The sequence below is a fragment of the Gammaproteobacteria bacterium genome (genome assembly GCA_033720895.1).
Taxonomy (GTDB): domain Bacteria; phylum Pseudomonadota; class Gammaproteobacteria; order Natronospirales; family JAJUFS01; genus JAWWBS01.
In genome coordinates this window covers 18,712-30,049 of sequence record JAWWBS010000019.1, presented here as the reverse complement: position 1 = coordinate 30,049, position 11,338 = coordinate 18,712, and the positions used below count along the sequence as shown (strand labels likewise).

14 protein-coding genes are annotated in these 11,338 nt (G+C 63.3%); 8 read left to right on the top strand and 6 right to left on the bottom strand.

Annotated elements, in window-relative coordinates; all coding sequences use genetic code 11:
• The 5 genes from R3217_04760 to ispB all read right to left on the bottom strand — a co-directional run.
• Window positions 1–650, bottom strand: a 650-nt coding sequence (locus R3217_04760) for a hypothetical protein (protein MDX1454749.1), incomplete at its 3' end; no start/stop codon positions are given.
• A gap of 32 nt (window positions 651–682) precedes the next feature.
• The gene (locus R3217_04755) at window positions 683–1,138 is read right to left on the bottom strand and encodes a PilX N-terminal domain-containing pilus assembly protein (GenBank protein MDX1454748.1); all 456 of its coding nucleotides are present in this window, start codon (window positions 1,136–1,138) and stop codon (window positions 683–685) included.
• 24 nt (window positions 1,139–1,162) lie between these two features.
• Window positions 1,163–2,194 carry a PilW family protein gene (locus tag R3217_04750; protein MDX1454747.1) on the bottom strand — a complete coding sequence of 344 codons (1,032 nt, stop codon included), beginning with the start codon at window positions 2,192–2,194 and terminating at the stop codon, window positions 1,163–1,165.
• An 11-nt stretch (window positions 2,195–2,205) separates the two neighbouring features.
• Entirely contained in the window at window positions 2,206–2,673 is a 468-nt protein-coding gene (gene pilV, locus R3217_04745) for a type IV pilus modification protein PilV (GenBank protein MDX1454746.1), read from the bottom strand.
• A gap of 146 nt (window positions 2,674–2,819) precedes the next feature.
• A complete protein-coding gene (ispB, locus tag R3217_04740) occupies window positions 2,820–3,788 on the bottom strand; it encodes an octaprenyl diphosphate synthase (GenBank protein MDX1454745.1) in 969 nt (322 codons plus the stop codon).
• Between the two features lie 324 nt (window positions 3,789–4,112).
• Between ispB and rplU the strand changes: the two genes are divergently transcribed.
• The 3 genes from rplU to cgtA all read left to right on the top strand — a co-directional run bounded on the left by rplU (window position 4,113) and on the right by cgtA (window position 5,886).
• Window positions 4,113–4,427 (top strand): 50S ribosomal protein L21, encoded by a 315-nt coding sequence (rplU, locus tag R3217_04735; protein MDX1454744.1) that lies wholly within the window; start codon window positions 4,113–4,115, stop codon window positions 4,425–4,427.
• A gap of 13 nt (window positions 4,428–4,440) precedes the next feature.
• Window positions 4,441–4,698: a 50S ribosomal protein L27 gene (rpmA, locus tag R3217_04730; protein ID MDX1454743.1), complete on the top strand. Its 258-nt coding sequence runs from the start codon at window positions 4,441–4,443 to the stop codon at window positions 4,696–4,698.
• Window positions 4,699–4,815: 117 nt separating this feature from the next.
• Entirely contained in the window at window positions 4,816–5,886 is a 1,071-nt protein-coding gene (cgtA, locus tag R3217_04725; protein MDX1454742.1) for an Obg family GTPase CgtA, read from the top strand.
• Between the two features lie 88 nt (window positions 5,887–5,974).
• Here the strand turns inward: cgtA and rpsT are convergent, their stop codons facing one another.
• Complete coding sequence (gene rpsT / locus R3217_04720; GenBank protein MDX1454741.1) at window positions 5,975–6,235, bottom strand: 30S ribosomal protein S20; 261 nt, start codon at window positions 6,233–6,235, stop codon at window positions 5,975–5,977.
• Window positions 6,236–6,482: 247 nt separating this feature from the next.
• On the opposite strand from rpsT, the gene R3217_04715 reads away from it, so the two are divergent.
• The 5 genes from R3217_04715 (at window position 6,483) to hisB (ending at window position 11,338) form a co-directional block, all read left to right on the top strand.
• Entirely contained in the window at window positions 6,483–6,815 is a 333-nt protein-coding gene (locus R3217_04715) for a YerC/YecD family TrpR-related protein (GenBank protein ID MDX1454740.1), read from the top strand.
• Window positions 6,816–6,897: 82 nt separating this feature from the next.
• Window positions 6,898–7,827 (top strand): ATP phosphoribosyltransferase, encoded by a 930-nt coding sequence (gene hisG, locus R3217_04710; protein MDX1454739.1) that lies wholly within the window; start codon window positions 6,898–6,900, stop codon window positions 7,825–7,827.
• Between the two features lie 33 nt (window positions 7,828–7,860).
• On the top strand, window positions 7,861–9,204 hold the full coding sequence (gene hisD, locus R3217_04705; protein MDX1454738.1) for a histidinol dehydrogenase: 1,344 nt from the start codon (window positions 7,861–7,863) through the stop codon (window positions 9,202–9,204).
• Complete coding sequence (gene hisC, locus R3217_04700) at window positions 9,201–10,274, top strand: histidinol-phosphate transaminase (GenBank protein MDX1454737.1); 1,074 nt, start codon at window positions 9,201–9,203, stop codon at window positions 10,272–10,274. Before hisD ends, hisC begins: the two co-directional genes overlap by 4 nt.
• Window positions 10,271–11,338 carry a bifunctional histidinol-phosphatase/imidazoleglycerol-phosphate dehydratase HisB gene (hisB, locus tag R3217_04695; protein MDX1454736.1) on the top strand — a complete coding sequence of 356 codons (1,068 nt, stop codon included), beginning with the start codon at window positions 10,271–10,273 and terminating at the stop codon, window positions 11,336–11,338. Before hisC ends, hisB begins: the two co-directional genes overlap by 4 nt.

Sequence of the window (11,338 nt, the reverse complement as noted above, 5' to 3'; positions counted from 1 at the left end):
TTTTCTGCATCGCTCAGATCGCTGTTGTCCTTGGGATAGGGCCTGGTGGTCGTGTCGACGCTGCGATGGCCATGCGTACCGCTGGCATTGTCGTCCCGGCAGTCGATGTCGGCATCCTGGAGTGCTGGCGAGCCAGGGCTGGATGCCAGCCCGCGCCAGCGATAGGTGGCCGGGGAGCTGCTGTATTGTCGCCATTGGTAGTAGCGGCGAGAGACCGTGGCGCCACGGCTTGCCAGTTCGCTGATGGCAGCGCCGCAATGGAATTTCCCGGCCGGGACACGCTGACCGGACCCGCAGGACACGCCAAGGTCCGGGAGGACGGGATCCGTCGAATCGATACCGGCCGCGTCCGGATCGCCGGCATTGATCGGCAGGCTCTTGAAGTAGAGATAGCCGGCTTCGCAATCACCGAGATACTCGAAGTTCGGGTCATACACGGAATACTCCGTGGCGCCATCGGAGGCCGGATCGCGCATCGATCCCGACGTATCGATGATGAACAGCACGTTCGGGTTGCCGGTGCTGGTGGCTACGCCGCTGCCTGCGGCGTAGATGTCGATATCGTCGGCCTGCAACGCGGCCAATGGTGCGAGGCCGAGCAGGATGCCGGCAGCAATGGCCCGTACGCTGTCTGTAGGGATCTTGAACATGGCAAACCTCCTTGTTCACCAGTGAATGTTGATTACCGACCTGGCCCGATGATGTGGAAGCCCATGGTCTGCTGGACCTGTATGCCGCGCAGTGGGTCGATGCCACTGAACAGCGTGCCGCGGGCGGTCGTCTGGATTTCGAAGTTGTAGGCGGCGTAGTTGCCGCTCAGGCTGAAGCCCGGCGGCGGAGCGCCTGCGCCGACATACAGCGCCCTGGACTCAACCGTGACGATGTTGCCGGGCCCCACCTGGCGTTCGCCGAGGTCGAAGCCGCTGCCCCAGGTGGTGTTGAAGGCACGGGCGCCTGCGAAATGGCTTTCCAGCATGCTGGCTGCCGCGTTCTGTGCCAGGCGCTGGGCGGCAATGATGCCGGCGATCCGCATTTCGATGCTGGCCATGCGCATGGATGTCACAGCCAGCAACGTCAGCACGGTCAGCAGAACCAGGCCGATGATCAACACGGAGCCTCGGGCCTTTCTCTTTTTCATGTCGTGTCTCCTTTCCGGCATGAGTCATGGGGAGGATTGCAGAACGCCCGGCAAGGCGTTGCGGACAGCGATGGTGCGTGTCACCAGGAAGCGCTCCAGTCCGTCATCCGGTGGTGTGAAGAGGGTGTCGCCCATGGTGTAGCTCCGCCGCGGCTCGAATCCGCGACTGTCGTCTTCACGCAACAGCAGCCAGATACGGATGGCCAGGATTTGCTCCGGGTTGATGGCGCTGGCCCGGGCTGTCGATTCAGAGGCCCGGTACAGGTCGACCGCGCCGTCGCCATCGGTGTCCAGTCCCAGCTGGATCTGCATCTGCTCGACCCCGGGCACCAGGGCTGTCGCCCGCATGGCGGGCTCGCCGCCAAACCTGCCGAGCTCTTCATACACCAGCGTAGGAACCTGGGGGGTCTCCGAGGCCGCTACCATCCAGGGACGGATGTAGTAGATGCGCGTGACCAGCTCGCGGTCTTCGATGCTGCCGCTGGGGCTGGCTGGTGGTGGGTCCATGCCCGCCCGCCACAGCGTTCCTGCCGAACTGGATGTGCGCAGGAAAACCGTACCCGTGCTGATCTCGCTCGGGATGGGCAATGTAATGGGCGAGCTGCTATCGGGACTCTGGCGCGTGGCGCCTTGCCGCAGTGCCTTGGCATGGCGCACGACCAGCATGTCCGTACCGGTCTGGTAATTCGCTGCCGGGATGCAGCTTGCCGCAAAAGGGTTCGCGTTGTTGACCACCCAGAGAGATTGTTCCAGGTCGGTATACCACTGCGTTCCGCAGTCGCTGCCGGTGGCGGGCAGCGGGTCGGCGGACGACAGGCTGCCCTGGATCAGGCCAGCAAACGATGTCTTGCCATAGAAACCTGCCAGCTGGGCATCATGACTCATGAACTCGATCGCGATGCGCGCATTCTCCTGCACTCTAGCGATACCTTCCACGTTGTTGAGGACGCGCTTGTTCTCGATGTACACGGCGGTCAGCGCACCCAGCATGATGATGCCAATGGACATGCTGATCATCAGCTCGATGAGTGAAAAACCCCGGTGGTGTCTGGCCATCATCGTCGTCCTCATTGCAGGCTGATGGAATGCGAGGCCGATCCGGAGCGATCGTTCCAGGTAACGGTGATGGTGACTGTCTCGGGCCTTGTCGCCGGATCCACGGTAATGCTGCCAACGACATCCGGCAGGGCAGCTCCATTGGCATCCGGCAGGCCGGTAGTCGGGTCGTTCAGCGCCTGGTTCCAGCGAAACAGGTCATCATCAGCCATTTGCAGTGGCGTGCAGGCGACTGGTATCCCGCCACCGGTCTGCTGGCAACCCTGGTTCGTGCCGCTGGCGGCATCTGCCGTGGCATAGCTGTTGCGACCGACAGGATTGGCACGAATGCGATCGGCCATGTCATCCACCAGCAAGGTTGCGCGTGCCGACCAGAGGGAATTGCTGGTGGCCTGGAAGGAAGCCAGCGACAGGGCTGCAATGCCCAGCATGCCGACAGAAAACACGAACAGCGCGATCAGCACCTCGAGCAGGGACACTCCGCTCGCGGTGTATCTCGAATCAGAACCTGTGGGCCGGTGAATACCTGGCATGACCACGCTCCTTGTGAATCATGAAGGGGATTCACTCTGGCAAAGCGCGGCAGGATTGGCAGTCGGGAGGATTCCCGAACGCGACTGGCGGGTCAGTTGCGGCGATGAATGGCGAGGTCGATGACGGCTTCCATGGCCTTGGTGAAGTCGTTGGCAGGCAGTTGCGACAAGGCTTTCCGGGCACGCGCGGCATAGTCTTCGGCGCGCTGGCGCGTGTAGTCCAGCGCGCCGCTTGCCTCGATGGCTTCCAGGACCTGCTCCAGCGTGTCGATACCGCCGTTTTCGATCGCCGCGGTCACCAATTGCTGCTGGGCCTCCGAGCCGGTGGCGAGTACGTGGATCAACGGCAGGGTGGGCTTGCCTTCGGCCAGGTCGTCACCGACATTCTTGCCTAGCTCATCGGCGTCGGCCGAGTAATCCAGCACGTCGTCGATCAGCTGGAAGGCTATGCCGAGGCTCATGCCGTATTCACGCAGCGCTGCCAGTTCGGCCTCCGGGCGCTCCCCGAGCAGGCCACCGATCTCGCAGGCAGCCTCGAACAGCTTGGCGGTCTTGCGCTCGATGACATCGAAATACCGCTTTTCGTCGGTATCGGCATCGTGGATGTTCAGCAACTGCAGGACCTCGCCCTCGGCAATCCGGTTGGTCGCCTCGGCAAACACGCCCTGGATGGCCATGTTGTCGGCGGTCACCATCATCTGGAAGGCGCGGGAATACAGGAAATCACCGACCAGCACGCTGGCCTCGTTGCCCCAGACGGCATTGGCCGACTCGCGGCCGCGGCGCATGTTGGAGTCGTCCACCACGTCATCGTGCAGCAGCGTGGCGGTGTGGATGAACTCGACCGTGGCGGCGAGGCGGACATGGATATCGCCCTGGTAGCCGCAGGCCCGGGCCGCCAGCAGCACCAGGATGGGCCGCAATCGCTTGCCACCGGCATTGATGATGTAGTGGCCGAGCTGGTTGATCAGCACCACGTCCGAGGCCAGCTGGGTCTCGATTTCGGTGTCGACGGCCGGGAGGTCGTCGCCCAGCAGCTTGCGAATGTCGTCCAGGGTCATGTTTTCCGGGTCACCAGCGCTCGTGGGCAGGAAAATGCCGCCGCAGGGCGGTACTGCGAAGCCGCGATGCTAGGCGGCGGGTGGAGGCAGGTCAAGAAAAAGGCCGAAAATTCGCTTAACGGCGGGTTACGCGGCGCGAAAAGCAGGTATAATGCGCCGTTCTGGCGGGAATTCGGACGAAATCCAGCCGGGGCGCCGCAAGCCCTTGCTTTGCAGGCATTTTTTCCGCAGCGTGGCCCTGAAACGGGGTTTGACGCCGTGCGCGAATGGCAGTAAAATTCGCGCCCTTTGCGGTATACCGAATAGAGAATCTGGAGAAACGCGATGTACGCGGTCATTGAAACGGGCGGTAAGCAGTACAAGGTCGCCGAAGGCGATGTAATCAAGGTCGAGAAGCTGGACGTCGAAGGCGACGCCGTGGAATTCGACAAGGTGCTGCTGATTTCCGACGGCGGCGAGAAGGTCGTGCTGGGCACGCCTTTTGTCGAGGGCGGCAAGGTATCGGCCAAGATCAAGTCGCAGGGCCGTCACAAGAAGGTGGAAATCATCAAGTTCCGCCGTCGCAAGCACAGCATGAAGCGCCAGGGTCATCGCCAGCCGTTCACCGAGCTGGAAATCACCGGCATCACCGGCGCCTGAGGAGTAGAGGACAATGGCACATAAAAAAGCAGCAGGCTCGACACGTAACGGTCGCGATTCCGAAAGCAAGCGCCTTGGCGTCAAGCTTTACGGCGGCCAGGAAGTGAAGGCCGGCAACATCATCGTTCGCCAGCGCGGCACCGAGTTCCACCCGGGCGCCAACGTCGGCCAGGGCCGTGACTACACGATCTTCGCCACCGCTGACGGTCGCGTGAAGTTCGAAACCAAGGGCCCGAAGGGTCGCAAGTTCATCAGCGTCGTCAACGACTGATCGAAGCTTGAATCTTCGAAAAAAGCCCCGCTGGCCGGGGCTTTTTTTGTATCCGTGATCCGCTCAGACTGGCCGTCAGGATAGCTGGGCGCGTAGCGACAGCGCAGGAGCTTGCAGGTGAAATTCGTCGATGAAGCCACAATCAAGGTCATCGCCGGCGACGGCGGTAACGGCGTGGTCAGCTTTCGCCGCGAGAAATACATTCCCTTCGGTGGTCCCGATGGCGGTGACGGTGGCGATGGTGGCAGCGTCTGGCTGGTCGGCAACGAGGGCCTGACCACGCTGGCGGATTTCCGCGTCACCCGCACCTACCAGGCCCAGCGTGGCGAAAACGGCGCAGGCCGCAACATGACGGGCGCCAAGGGCGAAAACATCGAAGTCCCCGTGCCGGTCGGCACCCTGGTCTACGACGACGAAACCGATGAGTTGATCGGCGACGTGTTGAAGCATGGCCAGAAGGTGAAGGTGGCTCAGGGTGGCTTCCATGGCCTGGGCAATTCCCGCTACAAGTCTTCCACCAACCGCGCACCACGCCAGCAATCGAATGGCTCGCCCGGCGAACGCCGGACGCTGCGGCTGGAGCTGAAGCTGCTGGCTGACGTCGGTCTGCTGGGGCTGCCGAATGCCGGCAAGTCGACCCTGATCCGGGCCGTCTCGGGCGCCAAGCCGAAAGTGGCGGATTATCCTTTCACCACGCTGTACCCGAACCTGGGTGTGGTTTCCGTGGGTTATGGCCGTTCGTTCATGATGGCGGACATTCCTGGCCTGATCGAAGGCGCCGCCGATGGTGCCGGCCTGGGCATCCAGTTCCTGAAGCACCTGCAGCGTACCCGGGTGCTCCTGCACGTCATCGACGTGGCACCGATGGAAGGCACGGGCGACCCGGTCGCGGATGCGAAAAAGATTCTCAAGGAAGTCGAGGACTTTTCGGCCGAGCTGCTGGAGCGGGAGCGCTGGCTGGTACTGAACAAGGTAGACCTGCTGCCCGAGGAAGAGCGCGAGGCCACCTGCCAGGCGATCGTCGATGGCCTTGGCTTCGAAGGCCCGGTCTACCGGATTGCCGCGCTGGCGCGCGAAGGGACGGAACGGCTATGCCAGGACATCATGGTCTACATCGAGGAACACCCGCGGGATGGCGAGGAGACCGAGTCGGCCGAAGAGGCATCGGGCGAGCCCGCCGCGGACTGAATCCAGGCAGCGACTGCAGGCATAAAAAAACCGGCTCATCGAGCCGGTTTTTCATTTCTTGCCGCAAGCGCGAACGATTGTCGAGAACTTACATGCCCTTGATGTGGGCATTCAGGCGGCTCTTGTGACGAGCGGCCTTGTTCTTGGCAATGATGCCCTTGTTCGCAACGCGATCGATGAACGGCGCGGCAGCCTTGTAGGCTTCCTCGGCCTGGCTCTTTTCACCAGCGGCAATCGCCTTCAGCACCTTCTTGATGTGGGTGCGCATGGTGGAGCGCAGGCTCGCATTGTGCTGACGGCGGGTTTCCGCCTGGCGTGCGCGCTTTCTAGCCTGAATCGAATTAGCCAACGTCTGTCTCCTGAAAATACTCTGGTCAGTCGAGCCGGCCTTTGCAGGCTCGAAAGGGCGCAAATTTTGCGGATTTTCGCGCCGCATGTCAATAACTTGGCCGTATTTCTCCGTATTTCCTGGCCCCGATGAAATTCCGGCGATTTGCAGCGAGGGGCTTGCCAAGCCGCGCCGAGGTCTCTACAATGCACCAATGTATTAACGCGCTAATACATTAAGACATTGGCAAATCAACAGGGATACCCGCATGAAAGCCGGAGAACACCACAAGCCGGAAGTCGACCAGGTCGCCGAGCGCCAGCTCTGCGAGGCCATGGCCGCGCTCAAGGACGCGGACGAGGCCCAGGCCTTCCTGCGAGATTTGTGCACGCCGGCCGAGCTGCAGGCGATGGCAGACCGCTGGCGGGTGGTCGGCCTGTTGAAGACCGGCAAGCCCTATCGAGAAATCAACCAGCTGACGGGCGTAAGCGTCACCACGGTGGGACGCGTTGCGCGATGTCTCGAGGCTGGCAATGGCGGCTACAGCAGCCTGGCGGAACGGCTCCAGCTCGGTGCCGAGCCAGGCCGCGAGCGACATTGATGCCCACACACCCGCGTTACCCGTAACACACTCATTTGCCGGGCTCGCCCCGGTGCCCGCAACAGCAGGAACAGGAAGTGCCATGAACAAGCCCATGCCGATCACGGCAGATCGCCCCTTCGCCGCGCCTGACGAGGATCGTTTGCGCATTGCCATCCAGAAGAAGGGTCGGCTCACCGATCACTCGCTGAAGCTGTTTGCCAGCTGTGGCCTGAACTTCACACGCGACCGGGATCACCTGGTCTGTTATGGCGAAAACCTGCCCGTCGACCTGATGCTGGTTCGCGATGACGACATTCCGGAGCTGGTTGCCGAGGGCATTTGCGCGGCTGGCATTGTCGGGCAGAACGTCGCGACCGAGCATGCGCTGGTCAATCCGCGTGTCGCCGTCGATGAAACGCGGGTGCTGGATTTCGGCAAGTGCCGCCTGTCGATTGCCGTACCGGAAGGCGGTGATATCGACGCGCTCGACCAGCTGGCCGGCAAGCGCATTGCGACCACCTACCCGGGGTTGACGCGCCGCTACCTGGAGGAGCAGGGCATTGACGCCGAGGTGGTGATGCTGACCGGCGCCGTCGAAATCGCGCCGCGCCTGGGCAAGGCGGAGGCCATCTGCGATCTCGTGTCCACCGGCAATACCCTGCGCGCCAACCACCTGGTCGAGCTGGAAACGATCTATCGCAGCCAGGCCAGCGTGGTCACTACCCGTGAGCCCCTGACCGCGGAACTCGCCTCCCTGCTGGAACGCCTGCTGCGTCGCATGGACGGTGTGCTTCAGGTGAACGAATCCAAGTACATCATGCTGCACGCACCCAGGGACCGGGTCGACGAAATCCGCAAGCTGCTGCCCGGTGCCGAAGCGCCGACCGTCCTGCCGCTGGAAGGCAGTGACGACAAGGTGGCGCTGCACGCGGTATGCCGCGAATCGGTGTTCTGGGAAACCCTGGAAAATCTCAAGGCTGCGGGGGCCAGCGCCGTGCTGGTACTGCCGGTTGAAAAGATGCTGGCCTGATTCCCTGCGGGGATGCCCTATCGGAGCAGACACATGAACATTGTGCGACTTTCAAGCCTGGACCGTGCCGACCTGGCGTCATTGCTGGCAAGACCTGCCGCCAGCGATGATGCCGAGCGCCGCGAACGCGTTGCCGCGATCATCGCGCAGGTGCGCCAGTATGGCGACGAGGCCCTGGCCGAGTTAACCGGGCGCTTCGATGGCGTCACGCTGTCTGATTTCGCGATCAGCGTCGAGGCCATCGACCAGTCGGGTCGGCGCCTTGGCGCCGACGAACGTTCAGCGCTGGAACGCGCCTACGCGACCATTCGGCGCTTCCACCTCGAGACAGGGCGTCGCGAGATGCGTGTCGAGACCGCGCCGGGTGTGGTTTGCCAGCGCCTGGTGCGAGCCATCGAACGCGTCGGCCTGTACGTGCCGGGTGGCTCCGCGCCATTGCCGTCGACGGCCTTGATGCTCGGCGTGCCGGCGCAGCTGGCCGAATGCGCGGAGGTCGTGCTCTGCACGCCGCCGAATGCCGACGGCGAGGTGGCACCGTCCATCCTCTACGCCGCGAAGCTGTGCGGCATCGAGAACGTGTTCAGGATCGGCGGTGCGCAGGCCATTGCGGCAATGGCCTACAGCACGGCCAGCGTGCCGAAAGTGGACAAGATTTTCGGCCCCGGCAATGCCTGGGTTACCGAAGCCAAGCAACAGGTATCCCGTGATCCCGCCGGAGCAGCGCAGGATCTGCCGGCCGGTCCCTCCGAGCTGTTGGTGGTGGCCGATGCGGACGCCGATCCGGTCATCGTGGCAGCCGACCTCCTGAGCCAGGCGGAGCACGGTCCCGACTCCCAGGTCATCCTGCTGACACTCGACGAGGCGCAGGCCCGTGCCTGTGTGGATGCGACCCTGGCGCAGCTGGATTCCTTGCCGCGCGCTGCCATTGCGCGCCGCGCCCTGGAAAAGAGCCGCGTACTGGTGTGCGAGTCGCGCGACACCGCGCTGGCGGTCATCAACGACTATGCGCCCGAACACTTGTTGATCAACACGGTCGACGCCGACGACTGGCTGGCCGGGGTGCAGAATGCCGGCTCGGTGTTCCTTGGCAGCTTCACGCCGGAATCGCTGGGTGATTACTGCAGCGGCACCAACCATGTCCTGCCCACTTACGGCCATGCCCGTGTTTCCGGTGGCCTGAGCGTTGCCGATTTCCAGAAGAGCTTCACCGTGCAGCGTGCGTCTGCCGAGGGCCTGGCCATGCTCGGGCCGGTGGCCAGCAAGCTGGCAGGCATGGAAGGCCTGGAAGCCCACGCCCGTGCCGTGACCTTGCGCCTGGACGAGAGAACCGGACTGGACCAATCGACCCTGGCCGCTGCGGTCCGGGAGCGATCATGAGCATTCTCGACACCGTTCGTCCCGCAGTGCGCGCGCTCGACGCCTACCTGCCTGGCAGTCGCGACGGCAATGCGCTGTGGCTGAACAACAACGAATCCGGCTGGCCGACGGCGGGCGTTGAACCGTCGCAGCACCGCTATCCGGCTGCACCGCGTGAATTGCAACAACGCCTGGCCACGGTACTTGGCCTGGAGCGGGCAGGCCTCGGCAGCGACGCGCTGCTGGCAACCCGCGGCAGCGACGATGCCATAGACGCAATCCTGCGCTGCTTCTGCGAAGCCGGCAACAGCGAGGTCATCGTCACACCGCCGACCTTCGGCATGTACGAGGTCTTTGCGACGGTGCAGGGCGCTGCGGTGGTCAACGCGCCCCTGGAGGACGATTTCGAGTTCCCGCTGGAGGCGGTGCTGGCCGCCTGCACTGAACGAACGCGCGTCATCTTTGCGTGCACGCCGAACAATCCGACCGGCAATACGGTTCCCCTGGACATCATCGAACAGCTTTGCGCGAGACGTCGCGACCAGTCACTGGTCGTGGTGGACGAGGCCTACATCGAATTTGCCGATGGACCCTCGGCCATTGAATTGCTGCAGCGTTTCGACAACCTGGTCGTGCTGAGAACGCTCTCGAAGGCCCGGGCACTGGCGGGGGCGCGCTGCGGCGTGGCGATTGCACGCCCCGAGGTCATCGCCATGATCCGCAAGGTGTTGCCACCTTACCTGCTGCCAGCGCCCAGCGTGGACGTCATTCTTGCCGCGCTGGCGCCGGCAGCACTGGCCGAGAGCGAACAGCGAATCGAGATCGTCAGGCAGCAACGGCTGAGACTGGAACCATTGCTGGAAGACCTCGAGATGGTCCGACGCGTCTGGCCGAGTGCCGGCAACTATTTCCTGGTCGAGGTCGACGACGCGCAGGCGCTGGACAAGCAGTTGCGCAGGCAGGGAATCATCGTGCGGCGATTCGACCCGGCGCGCCAGCCACGACTGGCGAACTGCCTGCGAATCACCATTTCCTCGCCGGCTGACAACGAACGCCTGCTGCAAGCCATGAAGTCACGGGAGGTCGCGTGAAAAAGATCCTGTTCATCGATCGCGACGGCACGCTCGTCAAGGAGCCGGACGATTTCCAGGTGGATGCACCCGCGAAGGTGGCATTGGTGGACGGTGTGATTCCGGCCTTGCTGCGGTTTCGCGATGCCGGCTACCAACTGGTCATGGTCAGCAACCAGGACGGTCTGGGTACGGCCAGTTTTCCGCAGGAAGATTTCGACCGGACGCAGGCATTCATCCTGGCGCTGTTCGAATCGCAGGGAGTCGTCTTCGACGACATACGCATTTGCCCGCATGTCGATGCCGATGGCTGCGAGTGCCGCAAGCCGAATCCGGGACTGTTGATGGACTACCTGCGCGAGGGTTTCGATGCCGACCGCTCGGCCGTGGTGGGCGATCGTGATACCGACCTGGAGCTGGCACGCCAGCTCGGCATCGCCGGCTTCCGGCTTGCCGGCTTCCAGGGCGAGGGTGCCGACTGGGATGCGATTGCGCGGCAGCTGCTCGATTCCCCCCGGCGCGCATCCATCGAACGCAAGACGCGCGAAACGGCGATCCGGTGCGAAGTCGACCTGGACGATGGCAGCCGCCAGGCGATCAGCACCGGCATCGGGTTTTTCGATCACATGCTGGAGTCGCTGGCACGTCACGGCGGGTTTTCCCTGGAGCTTGCCTGCGAAGGCGATCTCGACGTGGACGAGCACCACACCGTCGAGGACTGCGCGCTGGTGCTGGGCCAGGCACTGGACAAGGCGCTGGGCGAGCGGCGTGGCATCCAGCGCTTCGGATTCCTGCTGCCGATGGACGAAACCCGTGCCATGGCCACCATCGATCTGTCCGGTCGGCCCTATTTCGTCATGGACGGCGAGTTCACGCGCGAAATGCTAGGCGGGCTGCATACCGAGATGGTGCCGCACTTCTTCCGTTCCCTGAGCGAGACACTGCGCATGTCGCTGCACCTCGAAGTGCAGGGCGAGAACACGCATCACATGGTCGAGAGCTGCTTCAAGGCCTGCGGGCGAGCTTTGCGGGACGCCTTCCGACGGGAAGGCAACGATGTGCCCAGCACCAAGGGTGTGCTCTGA

Coding starts and splice junctions, on each gene's coding strand:
- R3217_04755 (MDX1454748.1), bottom strand. CDS start 1,138: ATGAAAAAGAGAAAGGCCCGAGGCTCCGTGTTGATCATCGGCCTGGTT.
- R3217_04750 (MDX1454747.1), bottom strand. CDS start 2,194: ATGGCCAGACACCACCGGGGTTTTTCACTCATCGAGCTGATGATCAGC.
- ispB (MDX1454745.1), bottom strand. CDS start 3,788: ATGACCCTGGACGACATTCGCAAGCTGCTGGGCGACGACCTCCCGGCC.
- rplU (MDX1454744.1), top strand. CDS start 4,113: ATGTACGCGGTCATTGAAACGGGCGGTAAGCAGTACAAGGTCGCCGAA.
- rpmA (MDX1454743.1), top strand. CDS start 4,441: ATGGCACATAAAAAAGCAGCAGGCTCGACACGTAACGGTCGCGATTCC.
- R3217_04715 (MDX1454740.1), top strand. CDS start 6,483: ATGAAAGCCGGAGAACACCACAAGCCGGAAGTCGACCAGGTCGCCGAG.
- hisG (MDX1454739.1), top strand. CDS start 6,898: ATGAACAAGCCCATGCCGATCACGGCAGATCGCCCCTTCGCCGCGCCT.
- hisD (MDX1454738.1), top strand. CDS start 7,861: ATGAACATTGTGCGACTTTCAAGCCTGGACCGTGCCGACCTGGCGTCA.
- hisC (MDX1454737.1), top strand. CDS start 9,201: ATGAGCATTCTCGACACCGTTCGTCCCGCAGTGCGCGCGCTCGACGCC.